The sequence below is a fragment of the Neosynechococcus sphagnicola sy1 genome, assembly GCF_000775285.1.
GTDB lineage: Bacteria > Cyanobacteriota > Cyanobacteriia > Neosynechococcales > Neosynechococcaceae > Neosynechococcus > Neosynechococcus sphagnicola.
Map to the genome: position 1 here is coordinate 86843 of NZ_JJML01000015.1, position 24857 is coordinate 111699.

Sequence of the window (24857 nt, forward strand, 5' to 3'; positions counted from 1 at the left end):
GCTCCTCCTCCCCACCATGCACCAAACCTTTGATGCTGCGCTTGAAATCAACCTACTCCATGCCAATCAGCAAGGAGCCGATCAGAATCGGGCTCATTTTGACCAGTGGGGGATTACCTGCCTCAACTTGATGAGCAGCCCTGGTGCGGGGAAGACCGTACTCCTAGAACGTACCCTCGCGGCGTTACATCCAGAACTTCAGATAGCGGTGATTGAAGGGGACATGACGACGGAATTAGATGCCGATCGCCTGCGTCAGTATGGGGTACCTGTGATTGCCATCAACACGGGGCGATCGTGTCATCTCGACTCCCGAATGGTGGCGGGAGGACTGCATCAACTCACCCACAAGGTTGACCCAACCTCTTTAGATCTGGTGCTGGTTGAGAATGTGGGTAACCTGGTTTGCCCTGCTGAGTTTGAAGTTGGGGAACATGCCAAAGTTGCACTGTTGAGTGTCACCGAAGGCGACGATAAACCCCTGAAGTACCCGATTATGTTTCGGGAAGCAGATTGTTTGTTGGTGACGAAACTCGACCTCGCTCCCTATGTGGATGTCGATTTAGAGCGCATCGCCGCCAACGTGCGTCAGATTAACCCCGAGATTGTCCTGATTCCAGTGTCAGCAAAAACAGGGGTCGGGTTGGATATCTGGTTCGATTGGGTACGGACACAGGTCACCCGTCCCGATAAGTTGTCAGTAGTCACCCAGGAGTTCTCCGGTCGATGACCATTGCTTGTAACCTTGGCTTGTCCGTTCTCAGTTGTGAGGAGATTCTATGAAAATTCGCCGACTCTTAGCTTGGTTCGGTATTTTTCTCGTCAGTTTAATTGTTACGGTGAGTTGTGCTTCCCCCCCAACCACCCCGACCACCCCCACCCCCACCCCGACCACCTCAACTTCGGTGCGGATTGGTTTCAGTGCTTGGCCGGGTTGGTTCCCTTGGCAGGTGGCTGAAGAAGCTAAAATTTTTGCGGCCAATCAGGTAGCCGTGGATCTGAAGTGGTTTGATGGGTATCTGGACTCAATCAATGCCCTCACCGTTGGGCAATTGGATGGTAACAGTCAAACCTTAAACGACACCCTTAGCTCCGTTGCCGCTGGCTCTGATCAAGTGATTGTGCTCGTCAACGATAACTCCACGGGCAACGACCAAATTATTGTCCGGCAGGGCATTAATGCGATCGCTGATCTCAAGGGCAAGAAAGTGGCGGCGGAGGAAGGCACCGTCGATCATTTCCTGTTGCTGCTGGGACTGCAAAAGGCTGGACTCGCCCAGAAAGATATTGAATTTAAACCCCTGGAAACTGGGGCGGCAGCCGCCGCTTTTGCGGCGGGTCAAGTGGATGCCGTGGGCGTATTTGCCCCCTTTACCACCAAGGCGCTGGAACGTTCTGGCAGTAAGGTACTGTTCAGCTCCAAGGATTTTCCAGGGGCGATTTCTGATCACCTAGCAGTGAGCCGTAAGTTTCTACAAGCCCATCCCCAGGAAGTGCAGGCAATGGTGAACAGTTGGTTCGCCACCCTGGATTTCATTCAAAAAAACCAGCCTCAAGCCTTAGAAATCATGGCGAAGCGGGCGGGTGTGACGGTGGCTGAATATAAAGACTACGATGCCGGTACTCACATTTTCTCCGTGGCCGAAAACTTGAAAGCCTTTGAGCCAGGGCAAGATATGACGGCCTTACCCTTTGCTGCCAAACAAATTAGTCAGTTTCTCGTCAGTAGCGGTCTCATTAAGCAAGCCCCAGACTTGAGTAACTTGTTTGATCCGCAATTTGTCAAAGCCTACGCCGCCGCCCATCCCAGTTAATTGCCATGGAACCCAGCCACCCGCCAGATGTTGCCGAAGAAATGATGGACAGTCCCCTCTCCAACTTCCAGGTGTCAGCTCCAGATCCACGAAAAATGCTCTCGCCAACCATCTTTTGGCGGATTGCTGACCCAATTCCTCGCGCCTTAGCTTGGATCTTGATGACCCTGTCCATCGTGCTTCCCTTCAGTCTGTGGTGGCTGATTGCCTCCTCCGGAGTAGTGGCACCGCTGTTTCTGCCTTCCCCAGGCCAGGTGGGAGGGGCGTTGCAGCGTCTTTGGAGCAACGGTAGTTTACTCAAGGACAGTACCGCGAGTTTGATGCGGGTGTTGTGTGGGTTTTCCTTAGCAGCGCTGATTTCCATTCCCCTCGGCATTCTCATGGGAACCTTTACCAGTGTGAGATCGCTGGCAGAGCCGTTGATCGGCATTGTCCGCTATATGCCTGCGCCAGCCTTCATTCCTCTACTGATCCTCTACTTTGGCCTCGGGGAAACACCCAAAATTCTCCTGATCAGCATTGGCACTCTGTTTTTCAATACCTTGATGGTGATGGATGCGGTGAAATTTGTCCCCAAAGAATTAATTGAAACCACCTATACCCTCGGGGGACGGCGACGGCAGGTGTTACTCCAGGTCATCACCCCCTACGTCTTACCGAACATTATTGATGCCTGTCGGGTAAACATGGCCGCCTCCTGGAATTTGGTGATTGTTTCGGAACTGGTGGCTGCCACAGAAGGCTTGGGACGGCGTATCAGTGTCGCCCAGCGTTTCTTAAGAACCGATGAAATTTTTGCTGGTTTAATTACCATCGGCTTGATTGGCTTGATGCTGGATTTACTCTTTCGGCTGCTCTCCCGCGTTGCCTGTCGCTGGGCTGTGGAGTAAGGACATGCACTTAGAAGTTTGCCACCTGTTCAAACAATTCAAAACTAGACAGGGAACCCTCGTGGCCCTGAAGGACATCAACCTCCATGTCGAGACTGGGGAGTTTATCTGTGCAGTCGGGGCCTCTGGCTCTGGAAAGTCAACGCTGTTGCGGTTGGTTGCCGGACTCGATATGCCCACCGCTGGGGAGATTCGTGTCGATGACGTACCTGTCACAGGCCCAGGCCCTGATCGGGGGATGGTGTTTCAAAGTTATACCCTCTATCCCTGGATGAATGTTGCCAACAATGTGGGGTTTGGGCTGAAGTTGCGGGGCATGGCAGCGCGCGATCGCCATCAGCAGGTGAATTACTACTTAGACGTGGTGGGGCTGTCCCACTGTGCCCAGTGCTTTCCCAAGGAACTCTCCGGAGGGATGAAACAACGGGTGGCGATCGCCCGAGCCTTAGCTTCTCAGCCCCAAATTTTGCTCATGGATGAACCCTTTGGAGCCTTAGATGTCCAGACAAAGGAAACCCTGCAACAATTTCTGTTGCAAGTTTGGCGACGCACTGGCACCACAATTTTAATGATTACCCATGACGTCGAAGAGGCAGTGTTTCTCTCGGGGCGGATTTATGTCCTCACCTCCCAACCCGGCAGTATCAAACAAGAGCTATCTATCGATCTGCCCGGAGAACGTGACTATCAGATCCGCCGCCACCCTCGCTTCCAAAACTACAAAGATGAAATTGTCACACTGCTGCGCCAAGAGGCTCTGCCAATTTTGGCCTAAGCCTTGCTGATGATCCGTTGCACAATTTCCATTCCCGTCACGGCTTGCCAGCCAAATAGCCCAACCAGACTGACGTTCAGTGCAATGTGCAAGTAGCGAGCCCAATCGTGACCCTTTTGCATATAGGGTGAGAGGGAGGCTGAAATCGCGATCAATCCGGTCATGGTCAGACCAGCCAGCAGGTGGGGGCCAAAAAATAGTTTGCCATTGTTGATATAGGTGACGGCCATCCCGCCCAGGGTTCCCAACACCATAATTGCCAGCAGCAGGGAGCCGATCTGGTAATGCTTGAGATTAAATCGCCCCTTGATCAACTCTTTACGCTGTTCAGTCTCAACAGCCCGAGTTCGCCGAACCTGAATCCCCGTGTACAGGGCGTAAAGGGTGAGGGCTAACAACAGCCACATCAGGGTGGGATGGACAAAATTCAACCAGAACTTAGCGGACGGGGGGATCTCAAAAATCATGATAGCTGCGGTAAGGATCGCCGACACTTTATCATAATTTAATATTTCTTATTGTTTTGTCAACGATTTGACAGGTTAAGGCGTTTCTTTCTGGAAGCATCTCTTTGTTATGATTTGGGGCATTCACCCAGAAATCAGGGAGCAACCCGTTATGACGTGGGCACTGGTTACAGTCTGTGGAAACTTGGGTGCCAAACCCACCATCAAACATTTTGACACCGGGAATGTGGTCTGTAATTTTGTTCTCTATGTCAATCGTCCCAAAAGCGGTGAGACCGATGGCCCACCCCCGCTGAAACTCTATGTCGATGTCTGGGGCAAACAGGCAGACAGCTGTATGAACCTTCTCGATAAGGGCTCCAAGGCAACGGTCACCGGAACCCTGGACGAAGAGTCCTATCAGGATCGTGAAGGCAACCCTGTGACTCAGATCAAAGTTCGGTTTGCCCAAGTCTTGGACTATGGCTTTAAACCCAGTGGCGATCGCCCCGGAGACTGATCGACTGCAACCTTGAGTGGGCTGTCAAGATTTTTTTCATGGGTGAAAAACCCTCAAAAAACTCACCCCATTTCAAAGTCTTTACCTATCCACTAACGGTTGACGGCGTCCTAGCGGCGGGGGTTCGGGAGTAGCTGCCGCGAACTTGCCTCTTTGGGGGTATAGCTGTATTCACTCACTTCTCCCGGTTTACCCAGGGGTTTCATCGGTGCGCCATTGAATCCCGCCAGGATATTACCGGCGTTCCCCACCCGTAGAATCAGTTTCTCCCGTGCCGTCCAGGTTTTCTGGGTACCTTTGGACAAGATACCTTCATACTGGATTTTGCCATCCGTCGTGACTTGGAGCCAGGACTGTCCCTGGAAATTGAGCACCACTTGGATGGGACGATGTCCCTGAGACACCATGGGTTGATTGGAAAATTGTGGCTTGGGGACAGGCTCTCCACTGATGACACTATAGCGCTGGCGATCCTTAGCCAGATCCGTCTGTGCCTGTTTAGCGACAAAGGCAGTCGGTGGAATTACTTCTAAAAGGTTGATGGCCGTTTGCAACTTTTGGGCGGCAGTCTGGCGGGCTTCGGGATTGGGGTTATTCCCCAGCGTCTTCTCAGCCGCACGACTCAGTTGCTGGGCTAGCTTCAAGTTAGCAGCCGCGTCCTTCTCAGCTTGTAACCGCCGTTCCACCAGGGTTAATTTTTCACGAATCGCCGCTAATTCCTGGGTCACTTGGGGGTCCCCCTGGGGCATGGACTTCAACAGAGCGATCGCCTTTTGTAACTGACTTTTAGCACTGGTGAGGGTTTTCAGATCATTGATCTGCTCAATTTTGCCAACTCCCTCCACCAGGGCTTGTGCTTGAGTGCGAATTTGAGTTTGCCGCTGGTGCAAGCCCCACCACCAGCCACCCACTCCCATGACGAGAATCACCAGGGTCACACCCAGTAGCTGTTGCTTCGTAATCGGACGGATCGGTGGCTTTTCTAGCCTCCGTCCGGGGGGGAGATGCCACAGGATCGGGCGGGTTCAGGATCTCGCTCGGCGCTGGTGGAGTCCCGACAGTACCCTCTGCCAACACCGCTGGACTGAACTCACTGTTAGGAACCCCAGGTTGGGCAGGGATCGGATCTCGCTGGGGAATTCTGGGAGGGGGGGCGGGGGGGCGACTGGGGGGCGGCGGTGCTACGAGGGGAGGCTTAGTCTGTTGGGATCGCTGCTGGGGGAACGGTAGTTTGGGTTGGGGTGTCAGTATGACAACAGGAAAGGACGCTGTAATATCCGTATCCGTATCCTCATCCTCATGTGTGGTGGGGACGAAGGATGGAGGTGTCGGTGCGGGTGAGGCTGATATTGGGGGAGTTGGGGTTGATGGCGATTCAGGGGGGGTCGATGTCAGTATCTGCCATGGCTTCCGATGCCACCGTCTCAGTGATCGCCACCGATGGGGACAGTAGCTGGAATTCCTGACTCCATACTGGGGTCGCACCATTGATTTGGCGGCCATAGACTCTGACCCATGAGATCGAGGGTGCGCCCAGATCCTGCATCGCCTTTTGCAGTGCCGGGATCAGTCGCTTTTGGTCTAAGGGTTGTTCCGATTCCAATAGTAGGTGCATGCAACCATCCCGGCAGGTGACTTTCACGGTCACTCCTTTCGGTTGCAGTACCCGATTCATCAAAATCGTAATGGCTTGGGGGTCGCCCTGCTTTGCGGATTCTAAAAGATTCGGTTGCATGGTACGGAAGCACAGCGGGTAATCAGGCAGATCACGACTGAGCGTCCGGGATAGCCGCCCGGTGACTAGACCCTCAGTTTGATCAGTGGCTATCAGAGTATATTTCAGATCCGGCTGTTGACAGAATACCAGGTGACCTGAATGGCGACGATTTCTCTAAGAGATTTGCCTTATCAGGTGTGGATAGTTGCAACGTCTCCAGGACGTTTATTCTAGCCGGATTGTTTGAGGCGGGGCTATAGCAGCTGGCGATCGCCGATGAAATTGCCCCTTCCAGTCACGCCCGTGCTCTATGATTTTCTAACAAGGTTTCGGTGAGACTGGCCATTTGTTCCAGCTTTGCTTGTAACTGGGTTGCCTGGGTTTTCGCGGATAACTTGCGCTCGATCGCCGCCCGTGCCAGGTCTTCTCTCCCCTGTTTTAGGGCTTCAAAGGCAACGCGCTCCCAGGTGGTCATATCCTCACGGGCCTGATGATATTTCGGCTGGAGATCATCCCAAACTTGCTTGACATCGGCCAGAGCCTGATTCAATAACCGGGTTGCTTCGGCGGGGCTAGAGGTTCGGAGTGCCTGGGCAATGGGTTCGGAGAGCTGTCTAGGGGCGATCGCCCCTAGGTAGGGCATAAAGTCTTGAATCTGGTCGCTGTAGTTGACCCCAGTTTTGCACCAAGTGGCAAAATGTTCGCAGTTATTTGAGAGCAGGTTGTACTGCTGCTCCCCGAGGCGGCTTTGTGCCCGATGAACCACCACTTCTGGCAGAAAACAAGTGGCGTAGGGTTTGATGTAAATTGAACCGCCCAGGGCAAAGGTTTCGAGGGAGGTGCATTCAATCGTCTCACTGGGTTTGCGGTAATGAATCACGGTGCCATCCCCACAGTCAATGCCGTGGTGCTGATAGACTTCCTGGAAGTTGAGCCACTCCCGCATCACATAGATTTGATCGCCCCGCATGATGGATTCACCGCTAGTGCAACGTCCCGGTTGTTGGCCATGGGTGCTCCCCACGCGTCCGGGGTTGGCTTCCCTGTTAATGTAATGACTGTAACCTCCGGTGGGCAGAAGAGGCGACCCGGAAAGTACGTGCCTAACCCCCGATTAACATAGAGGGTATGATCACCAATTCTGTGCAATCCCTGAGCCCATTCCCAATGTTGCACCACCTTATGACACTTGCGCATCAGGGGTAACCCCCGACGTAGGGATTTGGGAACTTTTCGCCGCACCGGATCGAGCCATTGAGAGATCGTTCCCAGCCCTGGAATCACCACTTGCCCCCCGTGGGTATGTCCAGAGAGCTGTAAATCTACCCGCCAGGCTTGGAGTGGCACGGCACTATCGGGATTGTGGGAGAGAACAATCCGAGGCAGTTGCAGGGGGAGTTGGCTCAGGAGTGACTGGGGATTAAATTCCCGTGACCACATATCTGCCAATCCGACGAGGGCAATGTCAGCCCCAAGGGGATAGGCAATTTGGTTCCACAAGACTTGAATGCCAATGGCGGTCAATGCCTGGGTGATCTGAGTTTGGGAGTGGCGATAACAGAGGTCATGATTGCCCAAGACCGCATAGATGCCAGCTCGGCTGCTGAGGGACTGGAGCCGTTGGGCTAGGTCATGGATGGGTTCGGGGTCGTCGGTCACATAGTCGCCCGTCAGCAGAATCAGGTCAGGGTTTGCCCGATTGGTCGCTGCGATCGCCTGTTGCAGGAGGGTTTCTGAGAGACGGAAGCCATCGTAGTGGAGATCGGACAGATGCACAAGGGTGGTGCCCTGGAGTCGATCGGGTAACCCTGCGATCGCAACTGTTACAGACTCAATGGTGAGGGGCCCGGTCAGAATTCGGTGCATGACCTTCCAGGTAGCAAGACAACAAGCTGCAACACAGCTTACCAGAAACCCCTTGATCCCTTAGCGTGTCCAAGCTAACCATCGCTCAAATAATCGCTTCACCCTTGGGGTGAGGCGGGTGCGGTTGTAGGCATCGGCGACCTTCCGGATAACCTCTGCCTGGGTAGGGTAGGGATGGATCACCGAGGCAAGGGTTTTTAAGCCCAGGTTGCCCACCATCGCCAGGGTGACCTCACTGATCATGTCCCCCGCATGGCGAGCCACGATCGTGGCCCCGAGAATTTTGTCCGTCCCCTGTTTAAGGTGGAGCTTGGCAAAGCCTGTGGTTTCACCGTCGGCGATCGCCCGGTCTACTTGGGTCAAGGGCACCTGAAAGGTATCGATGGCAATGCCCTGAGCCTTGGCCTCCGGTTCATATAGCCCCACATGGGCCACCTCTGGGTCAGTGTAGGTCACCCAGGGCATGGTCAAGGTACTGAGCTGCTTGCGACCCAGAAACAGGGCATTTTGAATCACGATCCGGGCGGCGGCATCCGCCGCATGGGTAAATTTCCATTGCATACAGACATCCCCCGCTGCATAAATCCGGGGATTGGTGGTTTGTAGATGGTCATTCACCTGTACCCCCCGTTTGGGGTCGTAGGCCACCCCCACGGCTTCTAGATTCAAATCTTCGATATTGGGGGCGCGTCCGGCTCCGACTAAAATCGCATCCACGGTGACGGTGTGGGCCTGACCTTGAGACTGAAACATCAGCACCTTCTCTGCTCCTTGGACGACAACTTGTTGGATCTGGGCCTGGAGCACCAGTTGAATGCCATCTTGGAGCAGCGCCTGCTGAATCACCGCCGCCGCCTCAGCATCTTCCCGATCCAGAATCTGGGCAGTTTTTGTGAAGCAAAATCACCTCAGAACCGAGGCGTCGAAATGCCTGGGCGAGTTCACAACCAATCGGGCCACCGCCAATCACCGCCAGTCGTCCTGGGCGTTCCGTGAGGGAAAACACGGTTTCATTGGTCAGGTATCCCGCATCTGCCAAACCCGGAATTTGAGGCTGAACGGCGCGGGCACCCGAGGCAATCACCGCCCGCTTGAACCGGAGTTTTGTCTCTCCCACCACCACTGCATCGGCACCCACAAAACGAGCGGCTCCTAAGAAAACATCCACCCCGAGCTGTTGAAACCGCTGCGCCGAATCATGGTGGCTAATATCGGCGCGAATCTGCCGCATTCGTTCCATGACGGCGGCAAAATCAACCGTCGTTCCTGGGGGAACCTCTACCCCCCAGTGGTGGGCATCCCGAACATCGGCATAGGCGCGGGAGGAGCGAATCAAGCACTTAGAGGGCACACACCCGACATTGAGACAATCCCCCCCCCAGCAAATACCGCTCTACCAATGCCACCTTAGCGCCCAGTCCAGCGGCTCCCGCCGCCACCACCAGCCCTGCGGTGCCAGCCCCAATCACCACCAGGTTGTAGCGTTCTAGCGGTTCTGGATTCACCCAGTTCGGGGGGATGGACATTGGCAATCAGGGCTTGATTGTAACCATCCATCGGGGGCAGGGTAACCGGGTCAGAGGGAGCCATGGCGGTGCCTTTTTATCGTACTGGTCAGGCAGGTTAGAAGATTCCCAGACTGTCAAACGTCTTGGGTGAGGGCTTGGCGGGCGATGCGGCTGACATAGATCGTGACAACGACTGTGGCCACAAGACCCAGGAGGCGAATGCCCCACTGAAATGCCGGATTGAGGGAGGGACTGGCAACTCCAATCAGGGCAAGGTCTGTGATCAGGGACCCCAGATATACATAAGCCACTGTCCCTGGAATCATCCCTATGGAGGCTAGAACGTAGTCCCACAGGGAGACCTGGGTGATGCCATAGGCGTAGTTGAGCAACACAAAGGGAAAGATGGGGGAGAGGCGGGTGAGCAGCACAATTTTCAACCCTTCTCGACCGACCGCATCATCAATGGCCTTAAATTTAGCATTGCCTGCGATTTTTCGAGCCACCCAGTTCCGTGCCAGATAGCGACCCACCAAAAAGGCAGCGGTAGCTCCCAGGGTGGCTCCCACCATAACTACCCCTGAACCAATGATGACTCCAAACAGGGAACCCGCCCCGTAAGGTCAGCACTGAACCGGGGATCAGGGCAACGGTGGCGATCGCATAGAGTCCGATAAAGACGATGGGGGCGATCGCCCCGTAACTCCGCACCTGATCCAAGCCACTGAGGAGCAGTTGTTGGGGAAGGATCGGCTCACTAGCCGTCTGGGCAAGGACTGGCACTGAGGTCAACATCAGCCCCCCCTGGATCACCACGGCGATCGCCCCCAGGCACAACAACGGTTGCAAAACGCGGAGCATCCAGTTAGGAAGTTTCATAGTAAACGCAGTCGGGATCACGGACGCAGGGTTAAGGTCGATGCTAGCGGGTGAAGCTGAAATTTCCCTGAGAAGTCAAGCTTGGACTAAAAAGCCGATGAGTGCCCCAGCTATTACCAGCCAGACAGAATTGACGGCGCTCCCAAACACCATCACCCAACTGACAACAGCGATGCCCAAAGTCAGCACATCCACCAAAGCCGCCTGCCCCAACCTCCAAGTGACAACCGCCATCAGTCCGAGAGCCGCAGCGTTCACCCCATCTAAAAAGCCCCCCATCCAAGAGGAAGCTCGTAGTTTGGGCACCCAAGGATTGACCAATGCCACTAGCACAAAGGCGGGGAGAAAAATCCCCACTGTTGCCGCAATCGCCCCAGGGTTCCCCGCCAGGATATAGCCAATAAAGGTTGCGGTGGTGAACACAGGACCCGGGGGTGATCTGGCCAATGGCAACGGCATCGAGCAATTGCTGGGAGGTCAGCCAATGGGTACGTTCGACTAAATCCCGTTGTAAAAAAGCCAGCAGGACGTAGCCCCCCCCATAGAGTACGGAGCCAATTTTGAGGAAAATCCAAAACACTTGACCCCAGGTGATGGGTTCGAGGGGCAAGGCTCCCCCCTGGGTCAGCAAGCCAGGGAGCAATAGGGCGGTGGTGGCTCCAGTCCCAGCGGTGGGTGTCAGATTTCTCAGCAGCATCACACCGATCCCGGCTGCCAGCAGCAGTGAAATTTCATTTACCCCTAAGTAGAAGCTAACCATCACCGCCACTGCGGCCACCGTAGTCACCCCATCCTTAATCGCCGTCCTACCGAGTTTCAGCACCGCTTGGCAGACAATGGCAATGATCACTGGCTTGACACCGTAGAGAAGCCAGCCCATTTCTGGAAGCGTTTGGTAGTGAACATAGAGAACCGCCAATCCCCAGACAATCAGCATTGCGGGCAAAATAAAGCAGGCACCCGCGATCGCCAGTCCCCAGACACCAGCCCGTTCATAGCCAATGTGAATGGCGAGTTCCGTAGAGTTGGGGCCAGGAATTAAATTCGTCACCCCCGATTAAATCCAGGAGTTTTTCCCGACTCATCCACTGACGACGGTTCACCACCTCATCGTCCATCATGGCGATATGAGCCGCAGGCCCCCCAAAGGCGATCGCCCCTAACTTCAAGAACACCAGCGCCAGTTCCCGCAATCGCTGGGGATTCTGCTCCGGGTCAATTTGCGGGGGAAAAATCCTGACATCAGAACGTTGTATTCCGGGAATTTCCTCAAGGGGTTCGGGCACGGGTGCGTCTCCAGGGGGGCAACAGATGGGGCATCGGCTTGATTGTACGCCAGACCATTCTCCTGATGCCGTCGTCTGGGAAGCTGCAAACCATCAAGCAATCTTTATAACCCCGAGGCACAAAAAAGCAGCCCTGGGGGACTGCTCTACACGCAAGATTTAGGATGTTGTTCTGTAATCATCCTCTCTGAAGCCCCTCTGATCAGCATTCCTCTAGTTGGGTAGCCCGATCGGGTGATTGAAGTCACTGCATCGTGGTTCAAGGCCATCCCCGTTTTTGCTTCTGTTGCATTCGAGCTTTGCGATCGCGAATATTGGCGGCCAGCCGCACGGCGGGGGAAAGATAGCCGTCCGCGGGTCGAGGCTTCACCGCTGCGATTCTGGGAGCGTGCTCCTTGAGCATCGCGGGGGGGGGGCAGGGCCTCCACAACGGGATGCTGGATCGGTGGGAGATCGGTGAGATCTGCCAAAATCGCCGCCGCCGAGGGGTAGCGGTCTTGGGGAGATAAGGCTGTCATCCGCTTCATCAGCGCTGCAAAGTCAGCGCTGATGACCACTGCCTGATGCCAGTCAACGGCTGTGGTCACCGAGTCCCACGGGAAATCCCAGGGATACTTCCCCGTCAGCAGAAACAGGCAGGTCATGCCCAAGGCATATAAATCACTGGCAAAGATGGGGCGTTTCAATAGCTGTTCGGGGGGGCAAACCCGTAGGTGCCCATGACCTGTGTGGAAGAGGCAATGGTGATACAGGTTTCGCCGAGGTCATGGATGGCTTCCTTCACAGAGCCAAAGTCAATTAGCACGAGGCGGCGATCGCGCCAACAGCGAATCATATTTTCTGGCTTGATATCCCGGTGAATCACCCGCTGCTGGTGCAGATATTCAAGCAGGGGCAAAACCTCTGCTAACATCTCTCGCACTGCTGCCTCAGACTTGATGCCTGTGACCATCACCTCTTCTGCTAGATTCACCCCCTGTACATATTCTTGGACGAGGTAAAACTCTCCCTCAATGTCAAAGTAGTTGAGGAGCAAGGGTAATTGGGCATGTCCACCCAAACGACCGAGAATCTTAGCCTCTCGCTGAAAACGTTCCTGAGCCGTTCGCAATAACGCCGGATCATGCACTTTGGGACTGAGGAACTTAATCACACACAGAGGATGATGGGGGAGGGAGGCATCCTGAGCTAGAAAGGTAACGCCAAAACTGCCCCTTCCTACTACTTTCAGCACCTGATAGCGCTCTTGAAAGAGCACTCGTGCTGAGATCGCCCTTCCCAGTTGGGTTTTGTGCAGCGTTCCTACCCGGAACTTCAGTAGATCGGTAGACAGGTCACTCATGGCGAGGACACAGTGTTAGATGAATAGGGATTTTGAAATGCTATCACTCTCGCCAAGGATTTCAGCTCCCTCGGCAAGTAACGTTACTTAACCCTGGTGCAGCAGCGATCTCGCCATTGCAATCCTCCAGAGCAATCGTTCCGTTATCGCTTCCGCGCAAGATTGCGCTGTCTGCTGCATAGTTCACCAGGGAAAACAGATGCCGCAAATTCGCTCCCGATGACACAATCAGTTGTTCCATTTGATCAGCTTCAAACAACTCAGGGTTGATCCGTGCCTCCAGAACTGACTGTACTGCCCGTCGTCCCTCCTCATGGGGAGTGTGGTCAGGGTAAAACACAGGAGTATTGGCAATCACAAAACTACAATCCGATGCAAACCAGAGCCGTGCCCCGTCAGAGGAACTGTAAAGACCAAATTGTCTGGCGCGTTGTTTGAATCACCCGTCGAGTAGACCAGCAATAGCGGTTGAGACGCATGGGCTTTCCTGACGACTTCCGGTATCATGCCCTGTAACTGTCACAGATTCTGCATCTCTTATCCACTGCTGACACGAGCGCTGTGGAGTCGCTCCAATGATTCAATTTCATATCCAACTTGATAGTGAAATTCCGGCCTCAACCCAGCTGTATGACCAAATTCGTTTGGCGATCGCCTCCTGTCAATATCCGCCCGGTCATCGCCTGCCGAGTACCCGTCAACTGGCAATGCAGACGGGATTGCACCGGAACACCATCAGTAAGGTCTATCGTCAGCTAGAAGAGGCTGGGTTAGTAGAAGCCCTGGCGGGTTCAGGAATTTATGTCCGGGCACGGAGCCACGAACGGGGGGGGGAAGTTTCGTTCCCCATTACAAGAACAGTATCCTGAGGCTCACAAGCTTTTGCAGCAAAGTATTGATGCCTTGCTGAACCAGGGCTACACCCTGAATCAGGTGCGTGAGTTATTTCTGACCGAAATTGACTGGCGCTTGCGCTGTAGTGCCCAGGTATTGATCACCGCTCCAGCCCAAGACATTGGGGTGGCGGAATTGATGGCGCGGGAATTAGAGCAAGCCCTAGCGATCCCGGTGCAAATTGTGCCTCTGGAAGAACTGGCGCAGGTGTTGTCCCAAACCCGTTCGGGCACCGTAGTCACCACCCGTTACTTTATCAGTGATGCCGAGGCGATCGCCCTGCCCCAGTCTGTGCGGGTGATTCCCCTGGATATCTACGACTATGCGGCTGAAATTCAGGTGATTAAGCGCCTGCCTAAGGATAGCTGCGTGGGCATTGTCAGCATTAGCAGTGGGATTCTCCGAGCCGCCAGTGTGATTATCCATAGTCTGCGAGGGGACGACCTACTGGTGATGATTGCCCCCCTGGAGGATGCCTATAAACTTAATTCCATTGTCCGCAGCGCCCAAACTATTATCAGCGACCAGGCCAGCATTGCAATCGTCAAGACAGCGGTGATGGCCGCCAGGGATGACATTATTCGTCCCCCCCAGCTACTGTGCTGTGAGAACTACATTAGTGCTGCGTCGCTCAAACTGTTAAAGCGGGAACTGGGGTTTGATTAAGCCCCATGCCTCCCGAAACTGAGGCTAAATCAGGACAGAGGTTCTATGACTGCACCCAAGATTGCTGGGTGAGCAACTGATCAGCATTGACCAGCAAGATTCTCCCAAGGATTGCTAGACCCACCTGAAACAGCAAGGCACCCATTTCTGTGAGGAATTTAGCCTCAAGATGGCAGGTAGTTCCGTGTAAGCTATGAACTGTTGGCAATCGCCCTCAAGGCAGCATTTACAGAGGATGAGCCATGGTTGCAGTTACCCAGGAGTTCGAGGCGAGGGACTTTGTCAAAGTTCGATCATCCCTCGACCCAGGACAACAAAGCTTTCTCACATGGTCAGGCAGCATCTATGCGTTTGTCCCGGAGCAGCCCCGCCAATGCCTGTTCAAAATGGTGGGGATGAGCGTCAGCCGCTGTCTTCCCGTGGCTGAAAATGCCTGGGACTTTACCTCCCGCGAACTCACCTACTACCTTGACCCTACTTCGGGTGAAATGCTGCAAACGTGGCAAAATCCCTGGACAGAGGAAACCCTCACCGTTGTCCATGTCGCCAATAGTCCTGTTCAGGGTGCGTTTAAGCGGCAGTTCCCAGCTCAGGTCGATGGCGATACCACAACGTTTATCTTTGATCTGTTCCCCACCTACCCTAACTCCTTGGCGGAAGATCCACAGTTTGGAGACTACAGCCCCCAAGCCATCTATCAAGCGGCTGAGTTGTTTAAGCTGAGTGTGCCTACCCAAGATCTCCTTGATCCGGCGATACTTTCGGTCTCGGATCTGCGTTTGAGTTGGGATCGCATTGGCCCCTGGGTGCCCTGGATGAAAATGGGCGATCGCCCCGGTCATTTAATCTATAGTGCTTGTGGTCGTAAGGTCAGTGGTGTCCCTGAGTTACCACCACTGTTGCAAGAACAGATCCAGACCCGTGTGCCCCTGTTTCAAAATGACCCCCCGTGCCTACCAAGAGGGGGAGGATATGACCTCCTGGTTATACTTTCGTCAGCATTTCCAGTCCTATCTAGCGGGTGCGGTGTTCCCGATGCCAGCAACCCTAGCAGATGAGGTCGCATAGACTCCACCCCCATGAATTTGCAACCGCTTTTACCGGAAACCTCCAGTGATTGCCCCCACTACACCCTGCGGGAAAGTCAGCGGGCGAAATACCCGCGTCTGAGGGTTTCGGTCGAAGTCGGTTTAGAAGTCATAGTGCCCCTGGGTTTTGACCAGCGGCAAATACCAGCCATGCTCCTGAGTAAGAAAACTTGGTTGCAGCGCACCCTCCAACAAATGGAAGCCCGCCGCCAGTTGTTGCTAGCAGCGTCTCCCAGTTTGCTACCAACCCACATTTTCCTGGCGGCGATCACCACTGAGTGGGCAGTTACCTATTGCCAGACCCCAGCGTCCCGTCTCACCGTGCTTGAGCAATCCGGCCATCACCTCCAAATTTTTGGCCCCGTGGACAATCCCCATGCCTGCCAACAAGCCCTCCAACGCTGGCTGGCCCGTCAAGCCCAGCAACACTTAATTCCCTGGTTACAGCACCGCAGCCACAGCAGCCAATTGTGCTTTAGCAAAGCTGTGATCAAGAATCAGAAATCACGATGGGCCAGTTGCTCTAGCCTCCACACGATCAATTTGAATTGCAAACTAATGTTGATTCCAGCGCCTCTGGTGGACTATGTGTTGATTCATGAACTATGCCATACGATGCACCTCAACCATTCCCCCCGTTTTTGGGCATTGGTTGCCAGTCACTGTAAGGATTACCAACAACGCGACACAGATTTGAATCAATCCTGGTGGACACTACCGCTCTGGGTGCGATCGTGAAAGCACCCAGAGCGGTAGCGCTAAACTACTCTGGTGATGGATGTAACGAGTGATCCCATGTGATGGCAGAGGCTTACCCCCCCTGGACAACTCGACGGGTTTGCACCCCCCCCTCCCGCGACTTCAACCCTTGGGGAGGAATCTGTAGGTACCCCCCGCGATCGCGCCCTGATGCAGCGATGTTTGGAACTGGCAAAACAGGCGTTGGGACAAACCGCGCCCAATCCCTTGGTCGGTTCGCTAATTGTGCAAGCGGGGGAAATTGTCGGGGAAGGATTTCATCCCGGAGCCGGACAACCCCATGCCGAAGTCTGGGCACTCCGAGCCGCAGGAGAACGGGCTGAGGGGGCAACGCTGTACGTGAATCTTGAGCCGTGCAACCACTATGGACGCACCCCGCCCTGTTCCGAGGCAATCGTCGCCGCCGGGATTAGAAAGGTAGTTATCGGGATGGTAGATCCCAATCCTCTGGTTGCGGGCAAGGGTATTGCTCACCTGCGCCAAGCAGGGATTGAGGTGGTAGTGGGGGTGGAAGAGGCTGCTTGTCAGAAACTCAATGAAGCCTTTGTACATCGGATTTTACACCAGCGACCCTGGGGAATTTTGAAGTACGCCATGACCCTAGATGGCAAAATTGCCACCACTAGTGGCCATAGTACCTGGATTACCAACTCGATGGCACGGATGGAGGTACACCAGTTGCGGGCGGCCTGTGATGCCGTCATTGTTGGCAGTAATACCGTCCGACAGGATAACCCCCAACTCACCAGTCACCAAGCCAATGCCCATAATCCCCTGCGGGTGGTGATGAGTCGGTCTCTGGATCTACCGTCGGTCGCCCACCTCTGGCAAACCGAGGATGCCCCGACCCTGGTGTTAACGGCGGTAGGAACCAATCCCGCCTTTCAGCAATTGCTTCGCCAACAGGGGGTGGAAGTCATAGAACTGTCGCCCCTGACCCCAATCCAGGTGATGGATTACCTCTATCAACGGGGGTTTCTATCGGTGTTGTGGGAATGCGGCGGCACCTTAGCAGCCAGGGCGATCGCGGAAGGAGCGGTTCAGAAAATCCTGGCCTTCATTGCTCCAAAAATTATTGGGGGCCTCACTGCGCCCTCTCCTGTAGGTGATTTGGGCTTCACCACCATGACGGAGGCTTTGGCCTTAGAGCGGGTAACCTGGCGATCGATTGGCTCGGATCTACTGGTGGAGGGCTATTTGCCCTTCAGGGGTTCTTAACTCAGGCATCAGGAGAGAACCTCCAAAGGTGGGTGGTTGCATCCGTGGGGCGATCGCAGGCAACACCCCGCAGAAACCTCTGGACTCCGGAGGGCAGGGAATGGGCTTACCCAGAATTTCGCTCCCAAAATACCCCCTGACTGTAACCTTGAATCGTTGGCACCTCCGCTGCGATCGCCAACCGCTTGGCTGCCAAACAACAGTAAGTTAGATCCTGTTCGATCCCTAGATAATTGCGCCCTAACTTGTGAGCCACCACGGCAGTGGTGCCAGAACCCAAGAACGGGTCAAAGACCAAATCCCCTGGTTGAGAACTGGCCAGCAGGATTTTTGCCAGCAGCTTTTCGGGTTTTTGGGTGGGGTGCTGGGTGTTTTCGGGCATCGACCAAAAGGGGACGGTAAGGTCAGTCCAGAGATTGGAGGGATGCGTCAGCCGAAAATTTCCTCCTTGACTTCTCTGCCAATCCTTAGGCTGTCCTGTGGCATCGGTATAGGGGGCAATCACCCGCCGCTTTAGCTTCACGGCTGCGACATCAAAGGTGTACTGGTTGGAAACCGTGCAGAACCAGATATCCTCGGAGCAATTTTTCCAATTTGATTGGGCACCCCGCCCCTTTTCCCGTTCCCAGGTAATGCGGTTGCGCAGGATCAGGTATTTCTCTGCGACCAATTGGATGGCGGCAGCCGATCGCCAATCTCCACAGATGTAAACCGACGCGGTTGGCTTCAAGGTTTTGAGCAAGGATGGCAGCCAGGATTCTAACCAGGCTTGATACTCCGTCGTAGACCGTCCGTGGAAGTGGGTGTTGTTAAAGGCTTTGGAGAGATTATAGGGAGGGTCCAGAAATAAGAGATCGACAAATGCCTCCGGCAGCCAACCTAAGAGGGTGAATAAACTTTGATGCACTAGGCGATTCACCAGATCCTCGGCAGCCACGGCCCCAGTGAGGGGCAACAGTTGGGGCTGGTAGTGGTTGATCTCAGTCGCTGAAATACTGAGGGTGCGGTTACGCGGGGCTTTGGGTGGTTGGTCAGCCATAGGTTGGCGGGGATTCTGATCCAGGTTCTGCCTGCTGAGCTGCAAACTGTCCCAAATGTTCCTGTCGCCACCGGGCATCCTCCCGGCGGTTGGTGGGGATTTCCAGGACTCGAATCCCACGGGTGGGCAAAACCTGCAATCGCTGCTGCAACTGCTCCCAGGATTGGATTAACTCATGCTCCACCCCATAGGTGGCACAGAGTTTAGCAAAGTCAATCGACTGGGGTGTCGCAAAAAAATCCTCAAAGGGCGGCTCAAACTTCGCGATCGCCAACATTTCAAAGATACCGCCCCCGTTGTTATTTATCAGAATAATTGTCAGGTGTCCTAACCAGTGTTGCTGGATCAAGAAGCCATTGGTGTCATGGAGCAGTGCCAAATCCCCCGTGAGCATCACACTGCTGGGTTGTCCATGGGCAATTCCCAGAGCCGTTGACAGACTGCCATCAATGCCATTGGCTCCCCGATTAAAAAATGGGCGAATTCCCCGATTGTTGGGTTGCCAGAAACATTCCACGTCCCGTACCGGCATACTACTGCTGATAAACAAGGGGGTACCGGGAGGGAGGGTTTGGCTGAGCAACCAGGCAGCCTTGCCCTCAAACAGTCCCGACAATTCCTCCAGAGTTTGATCGAGTCGCTGCCGTACTGTTGCCTCAGCGGTACACCATTGTTGCCAATAGACATGGCTGGGCTGGAGAGCCTCCAGGGGGGGCAAGGTCTGGGCCAGTTGTTCCACCGATAGGCATATTCGGGTGGTTTGAAGATGTAATGGATCGAGATTCCGTCGCCGGGGGTCCACCACCCACTGCTGAGGTTGGCTGGAACTCAACCAGGATCGCAGTTCCTTACTGGTGGGCAATTCTCCCACCTGAATCACCATGTGGGGGCGTAACTGTCGAGCCAAGGGGGGATGGCGCAGAATCAGATCATAGGTGGAAATCAGGCCAGGGTTGAGATCCGCCGCATTCCTTACCGGGGAAAGCCCCTCGGCAAAGACGGGCCAGCCCAAGGTTTGAGACAGGTGAGCGATCGCCCGACAATAGGCCCAGGGATCTTGGGGTTGCGCCACCCCGGCAATAATCAAGCCCTGGGCACATTGCTGCCATTGCTGGATCAGCGTCGCCAGGGGGGGGCATTGAGATGCTGGGGGCGGGGGGCGGTTCCACAGCGCTAAAAAACGCAGCCTCCGACCACTGGGTGATCAGGGTTTGGAGTTCTGAAGCATCGGCTTCTGGGGTGGGGGCTAAGGGTTCTCGGAAGGGAAGATTTAGATGGACGGGGCCTGCCTCTGGCCACTGGGTGCGCTCCCAGGCATGAATCAGGGTTTGGCGCAGGTAATTTAGCAGATCCAGTTGCAAGGAGGGGGTGGCGATCTCACAGTACCAGTTGGGAAAAGAGCCAAATAACTTTTGCTGATCAATCGCCTGACCCGCATGACAATGACGCAGTTCTGGGGGGCGATCGGCGGTTAAAACCAGCAACGGCACCCCACTTTCCCTGGCTTCGATGATGGCGGGGTAAAAGTTAGCGGTGGCAGTGCCAGAGGTACAGATCAGGGCAACGGGTAAACCGGATTGGCGGGCAACTCCAAGGGCGAAAAAACTCGCAGAGCGCTCGTCCAAAATCGGCATCGCTTGGATCGAGGTGGATTGGGCAAAGGCGATCGCCAAGGGAGCTGACCGAGATCCGGGACAGATAACTGCCGTCGTCAATCCCAACCGCTCTAGGGTTGTGACTAAAACCGAAGCCCAAACGGTATTGGTGTTCCTAAAATCAATCGGCATCACACTCCCCGATCCTGGGGCGATGGTTGCAGAATGCCCTGAACAGCAAGCAAAACCCCTAGTTCTCTTGAACTAGGGGCTAATAAGTCAACCAGGGAACCACACAATGCCATTTTGAAGTTTCTTTATCTTAGCAACGAATTTAGCAATAAAGGGGATGATCTAAGGAATAACAAGAGTGGGCTTCGCCAGGATTTAGCAGCTCCAAAATCAATACCAGGCCAGAGATCGCTAGCCGCGCTTGAGGGCTCGTTCCATCTCGCGCTTGTCCTGCCGCTGCTTTAAATCTTCACGTTTGTCATGCAATTTCTTGCCCCTGACCAAGGCTAAATCTATTTTCACCCAGCCACGCTTCAGATAGAGCTTCAACGGTACTAGGGTTAGGCCTTGTTGTTCCACCTTGCCAATGAGCTTCCGGATCTCCTGGCGATGCATCAGCAATTTACGAGTGCGACGCGGGTCATGGTTGAAGTACTGTGAAGTGGTGTCATGGGGGGAGATGTGGACATTCAGTAACCAGACCTCTCCATTGCGAATCAGGGCATAGCCATCCCGCAAATTCGCTTTGCCATTGCGAATGGATTTAACTTCAGTGCCCTTCAGTTCAATACCAACTTCGTAGGCTTCTAGAATCTCATAGAGATACCGAGCCTGCCGATTATCGCTGACAATTTTCACCCCTTCTTGCTGATCGCTCATGCCTCTATTCTAAGAGGTTGGGTTCCCGCAAAAGCTATAAGATCAGGGAAAATCTCCGAGAGTTGCAAGGGCATCCCGATACTCTCATGCCCTGTTCCCCCTAAAATCGCCCCATGAAATCCGTGATCACCGTTGAGTTACCTCAGCAGTCCTATGAGATTACCATTGCCCCTGGAGCGGTCGATGATCTCGGGAGTTGGATGAATCGGTTATGCCTGGGTCAAAAAGTCCTGGTGGTTTCTAACCCGATGATCTTTCGCCACTATGGGCAGCGGCTAATGGATACCCTGACTGAGGCTGGCTTTGAGGTTAATTCCTGCATCCTCCCCGCTGGAGAGCGCTATAAAACCCCGATGTCCCTGCAAAAAATTTATGATGCCGCCCTGGTTCAGCGTCTGGAACGGTCTTCAACCCTGGTGGCCTTGGGAGGCGGCGTGATTGGCGACATGACGGGCTTTGCCGCCGCCACTTGGCTGCGGGGGATTGCGGTGGTGCAAGTACCCACGTCCTTACTGGCGATGGTGGATGCGGCGATTGGCGGCAAAACGGGCGTTAACCATCCCCACGGCAAGAACTTGATTGGGGCGTTTCATCAACCAAGGCTAGTGGTGATCGATCCCCAGGTACTCAAGACCCTACCAGCGAGAGAGTTTCGGGCGGGGATGGCAGAAGTGATTAAATATGGGGTGATCTGGGATGCGGCACTGTTTGCCCAGTTAGAGTCCAGCCCGCGACTGGATCAACGACGCTATGTCCGTGAGTCCCTGCTTCAGGAAATTCTCACCCGTTCCTGTGAGGCCAAAGCCCATGTGGTCAGTCAAGATGAGAAAGAATCAGGGCTGCGGGCGATTCTCAATTACGGACATACCATCGGTCATGCGGTGGAAAGTTTAACCGGCTACCGGGGGGTGAATCATGGAGAAGCAGTGGGGATTGGCATGGTGGCAGCCGGAGCGATCGCCGTTGAGATGCAGCTCTGGAGTCAGGGGGATCACCAGCGTCAACTGGCGTTGATTCAAAAAGCCCGCTTGCCCACCCAACTCCCCCCAGGGTTGGACAGGGGGGAAATTGTAGCGGCACTGCAAACTGATAAAAAGGTGGCAGCCGGACGCGTCCGATTTGTGCTGCCGACCCAAATTGGGACTGCTACTGTGACGGATCAGGTGGGGTCGGCGTTAATTCACAAGGTGTTGGCAACCCTGCAATAGCCCACCAGGGGTCATTCTTCGACTCGATAGCCAAATTCTGCCAGCCGTAGGCGCGATTGTCGCCACTTGGGCTGGACTTTGACAAATAATTCTAGATAGACTTTGCCAGCAATGAGCTTTTGCATTTGTTCCCGTGCAGCGCTGCCAATGGCTTTGAGCATACTGCCGCCTTTGCCAATCAGGATTCCCTTCTGGGAGGTGCGCTCAATATGAATGGTGGCTAAGACGCGGGTAATGGTGGTGTCTTCTTCCACCCGATCCAGGGTAACCGCAACGGAGTGGGGCACTTCTTCCCGCGTCAGCAGCAAAATCTGCTCTCGAATCAGTTCGCCCATGATAAAGCGTTCCGGCTGATCGGTGACTAAATCCGGGGGATAGTAGTAAGGGCCAGGATCGAGGTGGTCAATCAGCAGGGTTTGCAGGGTTTCTAAGCCAGCGCCGGTGAGGGCAGAAAATTTCACCATCGGCCAAGGCGCTCCAGCGATGAGTTCCGCATAGCTGCGATCGAGGGTCGGGGCTGTTTCAGATTGCTGATCGAGCTTATTCAAGCCCAGGATCACAGGATGGGTGGTTTGGCTGAGAAGTTCCACAATGTAGCGATCGCCCCCTCCCGCTGCCACTGAACTATCGACGACCAGTAACACCACATCCACAGCGCGAATGGCAATCTCGGCATTTTTCACCAGCACTTCCCCCAGGGGATGGTGGGGCTTGTGGATGCCGGGGGTATCGACAAAAATCAATTGGGCTTCCGGGGTGGTGAGGATGCCCCGCAGGCGATTGCGGGTGGTCTGGGCCACTGGCGAGGTGATGGCAATTTTTTGCCCCACCAAGTGATTCATTAGGGTGGATTTGCCCACATTGGGACGGCCAATAATGCCAATAAATCCTGACTTAAACCCTGGGGGTGAAGCTGGAATCACGGCAGTACTGAAGTTACTCGGGTCATTCCCTGGTTGTGGATTCATTTGTTTCCTAGGGTTGGTGTGGAACCACAGAGCCAGCCTCCTGCCTCAGCTTGATCTTAAGATCTTAAGATCTATTCTCGGGGTTTCTCCGCAACTTTGGGGAGCCGCCAGGGATTGGGCAGCTGGGTTGAGGTCTGAGGGTGGGTAATTGCCCATCAGCAACCCCCTAGAGAACTCGTAGAATTGAGAGCAAGGCTCATTGTCAACCAAGTACTGAACCCTTGCACCTGCGGTGGCCGTGGGGGGAGGGGGTTGCTGATCCATTGAGACGAGGTAGGCTTTGAACAACTTCAGCTTTCCGAGCATTTCCAAGATTCTGATTTATCCCTTTAAGTCTCTCGATGGTTTGGAGGTTTCTGCCAGCAAGGTTCTGTCTGGGGGGGGCGCTGCAGCATGATCGGGAATTTGCCTTGGTGGATGGCGCGGGTCAGGTGGTGAATGCCAAGCGGACTGCCAAGATGCAGTTACTGCGATCGACCGTTGATCTAGCAGCGCGGACGGTGAGTTTGCGTCTACCGTCCCATCAATCCTGGGAAAGCTTCCACTGGGATCGCGATCGCCCTGGGCTGGAAACCTGGTTTAGTGATTATTTTGGCTTCCCGGTACACCTGGTACAGAATCTCGAAATTGGGTTTCCGGATGATACCGATGCTCCGGGGCCAACGGTGATTAGCACGGCTACTCTGGCGGCGATCGCGGATTGGTTCCCTGACTTGAGCCTAGAGCAGTTGCGCCTCAGGTTCCGTGCCAATCTGGAGATCAGTGGTGTGCCTGCGTTCTGGGAGGATCAACTCTTCACCGAGGTTGGGAACACCGTCCAATTTGCCGTCGGCACGGTTCATTTTGTCGGGGTCAACCCTTGTCAACGCTGTGTGGTGCCTACCCGTGATCCGGTTACGGGTAAAGCCTATCCTGGATTTCAAAAAACCTTTGTTGCCCGTCGTCAGTTAACACTGCCCCCGTGGGTAAATGAAAGTCGCTTCAATCATTTTTTTCGCTTGAGTGTGAATACCCGCATTCCCGGATCTGAGGTGGGAAAGGTGGTGCGCGTGGGCGATCGGGTCACCCTGTAAATCGGTGAATCCCACCCCCCACCCTAGCCCTCCAACTTGCGTTCCACGTCCCCCCTTTCGGCGGTACAGCGACGCCGAACCGCTGTATGTGCGAAGTTGTGAGATCTTGTTGTCTGTGTTAGGGCAAGAGCATCCCAATACCCAAACCGTTATCGGTACCTTGATCCAATTTCTCCTGCAGGTGATGGCCGAGAATCGCACCGCTGAGTTGTCTGATGCTCCTATCACTCAGCAGCTTTTAGCCGTGTTGCTGAATCCACCCTGATGAAATTAGGCTAGAACCCTCGGAAATCTAGTCTCGATCGCCCCCGACTTCTATTTCCTCACCGTGGCCGATGCAGTGGGGAAAGGGCTATCTGTTACCTCTGGCTTTTGCAGCTAGACACCTGTTACTGCTCCAGCGGACTTGCTAGAG

22 protein-coding genes and 6 pseudogenes are annotated in these 24857 nt (G+C 54.5%); 12 read left to right on the top strand and 16 right to left on the bottom strand.

Features of this window, described 5'->3' with window-relative positions; translation table 11 throughout:
* Positions 1–16: 16 nt before the first annotated feature.
* Genes hypB through DO97_RS07005 form a run of 4 tightly spaced genes read left to right on the top strand, consistent with a single transcriptional unit; the run spans position 17 to position 3479 of the window.
* Positions 17–730 carry a hydrogenase nickel incorporation protein HypB gene (gene hypB / locus DO97_RS06990; protein ID WP_036532040.1) on the top strand — a complete coding sequence of 238 codons (714 nt, stop codon included), beginning with the start codon at positions 17–19 and terminating at the stop codon, positions 728–730.
* A 49-nt stretch (positions 731–779) separates the two neighbouring features.
* Positions 780–1814, top strand: a complete 1035-nt coding sequence (locus DO97_RS06995) for an ABC transporter substrate-binding protein (protein ID WP_036532042.1) — start codon at positions 780–782, stop codon at positions 1812–1814.
* Positions 1815–1858: 44 nt separating this feature from the next.
* Positions 1859–2704, top strand: a complete 846-nt coding sequence (locus DO97_RS07000) for an ABC transporter permease (RefSeq protein WP_036532121.1) — start codon at positions 1859–1861, stop codon at positions 2702–2704.
* A gap of 4 nt (positions 2705–2708) precedes the next feature.
* Positions 2709–3479 carry an ABC transporter ATP-binding protein gene (locus tag DO97_RS07005; protein ID WP_036532044.1) on the top strand — a complete coding sequence of 257 codons (771 nt, stop codon included), beginning with the start codon at positions 2709–2711 and terminating at the stop codon, positions 3477–3479.
* On the opposite strand, the gene DO97_RS07010 is transcribed toward DO97_RS07005, so the two are convergent.
* Positions 3476–3946: a DUF4079 domain-containing protein gene (locus tag DO97_RS07010; RefSeq protein WP_036532123.1), complete on the bottom strand. Its 471-nt coding sequence runs from the start codon at positions 3944–3946 to the stop codon at positions 3476–3478. The genes DO97_RS07005 and DO97_RS07010 overlap by 4 nt on opposite strands.
* Before the next feature lie 151 nt (positions 3947–4097).
* Here DO97_RS07010 and DO97_RS07015 point away from each other — a divergent pair, with 151 nt between their 5' ends.
* On the top strand, positions 4098–4445 hold the full coding sequence (locus tag DO97_RS07015; protein ID WP_162182955.1) for a single-stranded DNA-binding protein: 348 nt from the start codon (positions 4098–4100) through the stop codon (positions 4443–4445).
* Positions 4446–4555: 110 nt separating this feature from the next.
* Here DO97_RS07015 and DO97_RS20760 read toward each other — a convergent pair whose 3' ends face one another.
* From DO97_RS20760 to DO97_RS07065, 10 genes and pseudogenes are all read right to left on the bottom strand, one after another.
* Positions 4556–5383, bottom strand: coding sequence for a DUF4115 domain-containing protein (locus tag DO97_RS20760; protein WP_052128476.1), 828 nt, complete (start codon positions 5381–5383; stop codon positions 4556–4558).
* A gap of 437 nt (positions 5384–5820) precedes the next feature.
* Positions 5821–6180 carry a hypothetical protein gene (locus DO97_RS07030; protein WP_052128477.1) on the bottom strand — a complete coding sequence of 120 codons (360 nt, stop codon included), beginning with the start codon at positions 6178–6180 and terminating at the stop codon, positions 5821–5823.
* Positions 6181–6457: 277 nt separating this feature from the next.
* Positions 6458–7135 carry a lecithin retinol acyltransferase family protein gene (locus DO97_RS07035; protein WP_036532130.1) on the bottom strand — a complete coding sequence of 226 codons (678 nt, stop codon included), beginning with the start codon at positions 7133–7135 and terminating at the stop codon, positions 6458–6460.
* Positions 7108–8028 (bottom strand): metallophosphoesterase, encoded by a 921-nt coding sequence (locus tag DO97_RS07040; RefSeq protein WP_072016388.1) that lies wholly within the window; start codon positions 8026–8028, stop codon positions 7108–7110. The genes DO97_RS07035 and DO97_RS07040 overlap by 28 nt, the downstream gene beginning before the upstream one ends.
* 60 nt (positions 8029–8088) lie before the next feature.
* A pseudogene (locus tag DO97_RS30880) lies at positions 8089–9585 on the bottom strand (mercuric reductase).
* A gap of 85 nt (positions 9586–9670) precedes the next feature.
* Positions 9671–10415, bottom strand: a pseudogene (locus DO97_RS30885) (TVP38/TMEM64 family protein).
* A gap of 75 nt (positions 10416–10490) precedes the next feature.
* Positions 10491–11671 (bottom strand): annotated as a pseudogene (locus DO97_RS30890) (chromate transporter).
* Between the two features lie 176 nt (positions 11672–11847).
* Entirely contained in the window at positions 11848–12387 is a 540-nt protein-coding gene (locus DO97_RS20765; RefSeq protein WP_052128478.1) for a serine/threonine-protein kinase, read from the bottom strand.
* A complete protein-coding gene (locus DO97_RS20770; RefSeq protein ID WP_081980660.1) occupies positions 12384–13043 on the bottom strand; it encodes a serine/threonine protein kinase in 660 nt (219 codons plus the stop codon). The genes DO97_RS20765 and DO97_RS20770 overlap by 4 nt, the downstream gene beginning before the upstream one ends.
* A 61-nt stretch (positions 13044–13104) precedes the next feature.
* Positions 13105–13401: a hypothetical protein gene (locus DO97_RS07065; RefSeq protein WP_036532047.1), complete on the bottom strand. Its 297-nt coding sequence runs from the start codon at positions 13399–13401 to the stop codon at positions 13105–13107.
* Positions 13402–13618: 217 nt separating this feature from the next.
* Between DO97_RS07065 and DO97_RS07070 the strand changes: the two are divergent.
* The 3 genes and pseudogenes from DO97_RS07070 (at position 13619) to DO97_RS07080 (ending at position 16429) form a co-directional block, all read left to right on the top strand.
* A pseudogene (locus DO97_RS07070) lies at positions 13619–14603 on the top strand (GntR family transcriptional regulator).
* Between the two features lie 242 nt (positions 14604–14845).
* A pseudogene (locus DO97_RS07075) lies at positions 14846–15671 on the top strand (DUF1838 domain-containing protein).
* 11 nt (positions 15672–15682) lie between these two features.
* Positions 15683–16429 (top strand): M48 family metallopeptidase, encoded by a 747-nt coding sequence (locus DO97_RS07080; protein WP_036532050.1) that lies wholly within the window; start codon positions 15683–15685, stop codon positions 16427–16429.
* Between the two features lie 73 nt (positions 16430–16502).
* On the opposite strand, the gene DO97_RS27515 is transcribed toward DO97_RS07080, so the two are convergent.
* The gene (locus tag DO97_RS27515; RefSeq protein WP_275574969.1) at positions 16503–16625 is read right to left on the bottom strand and encodes a hypothetical protein; all 123 of its coding nucleotides are present in this window, start codon (positions 16623–16625) and stop codon (positions 16503–16505) included.
* Between DO97_RS27515 and ribD the strand changes: the two genes are divergently transcribed.
* Entirely contained in the window at positions 16601–17668 is a 1068-nt protein-coding gene (gene ribD / locus DO97_RS07085) for a bifunctional diaminohydroxyphosphoribosylaminopyrimidine deaminase/5-amino-6-(5-phosphoribosylamino)uracil reductase RibD (RefSeq protein WP_036532052.1), read from the top strand. The genes DO97_RS27515 and ribD overlap by 25 nt on opposite strands.
* 106 nt (positions 17669–17774) lie before the next feature.
* Here the strand turns inward: ribD and DO97_RS07090 are convergent, their stop codons facing one another.
* The 3 genes and pseudogenes from DO97_RS07090 to smpB all read right to left on the bottom strand — a co-directional run bounded on the left by DO97_RS07090 (position 17775) and on the right by smpB (position 21193).
* Positions 17775–18707 (bottom strand): DNA-methyltransferase, encoded by a 933-nt coding sequence (locus DO97_RS07090; RefSeq protein WP_036532054.1) that lies wholly within the window; start codon positions 18705–18707, stop codon positions 17775–17777.
* Positions 18700–20494 (bottom strand): annotated as a pseudogene (gene menD, locus DO97_RS30895) (2-succinyl-5-enolpyruvyl-6-hydroxy-3-cyclohexene-1-carboxylic-acid synthase). Before menD ends, DO97_RS07090 begins: the two are co-directional and overlap by 8 nt.
* 231 nt (positions 20495–20725) lie before the next feature.
* A complete protein-coding gene (gene smpB, locus DO97_RS07100) occupies positions 20726–21193 on the bottom strand; it encodes an SsrA-binding protein SmpB (RefSeq protein WP_036532056.1) in 468 nt (155 codons plus the stop codon).
* A gap of 113 nt (positions 21194–21306) precedes the next feature.
* Between smpB and aroB the strand changes: the two genes are divergently transcribed.
* Positions 21307–22401, top strand: a complete 1095-nt coding sequence (gene aroB, locus DO97_RS07105) for a 3-dehydroquinate synthase (protein ID WP_036532057.1) — start codon at positions 21307–21309, stop codon at positions 22399–22401.
* Between the two features lie 11 nt (positions 22402–22412).
* Here aroB and era read toward each other — a convergent pair whose 3' ends face one another.
* The gene (gene era / locus DO97_RS07110; protein WP_052128480.1) at positions 22413–23369 is read right to left on the bottom strand and encodes a GTPase Era; all 957 of its coding nucleotides are present in this window, start codon (positions 23367–23369) and stop codon (positions 22413–22415) included.
* A 341-nt stretch (positions 23370–23710) separates the two neighbouring features.
* On the opposite strand from era, the gene DO97_RS07115 reads away from it, so the two are divergent.
* Together DO97_RS07115 and DO97_RS23780 are read left to right on the top strand one after the other, a co-directional pair.
* Positions 23711–24442 carry an MOSC domain-containing protein gene (locus tag DO97_RS07115; protein ID WP_239651545.1) on the top strand — a complete coding sequence of 244 codons (732 nt, stop codon included), beginning with the start codon at positions 23711–23713 and terminating at the stop codon, positions 24440–24442.
* Positions 24443–24446: 4 nt separating this feature from the next.
* The gene (locus tag DO97_RS23780) at positions 24447–24707 is read left to right on the top strand and encodes a hypothetical protein (RefSeq protein WP_156120477.1); all 261 of its coding nucleotides are present in this window, start codon (positions 24447–24449) and stop codon (positions 24705–24707) included.
* Positions 24708–24857: the final 150 nt, after the last annotated feature.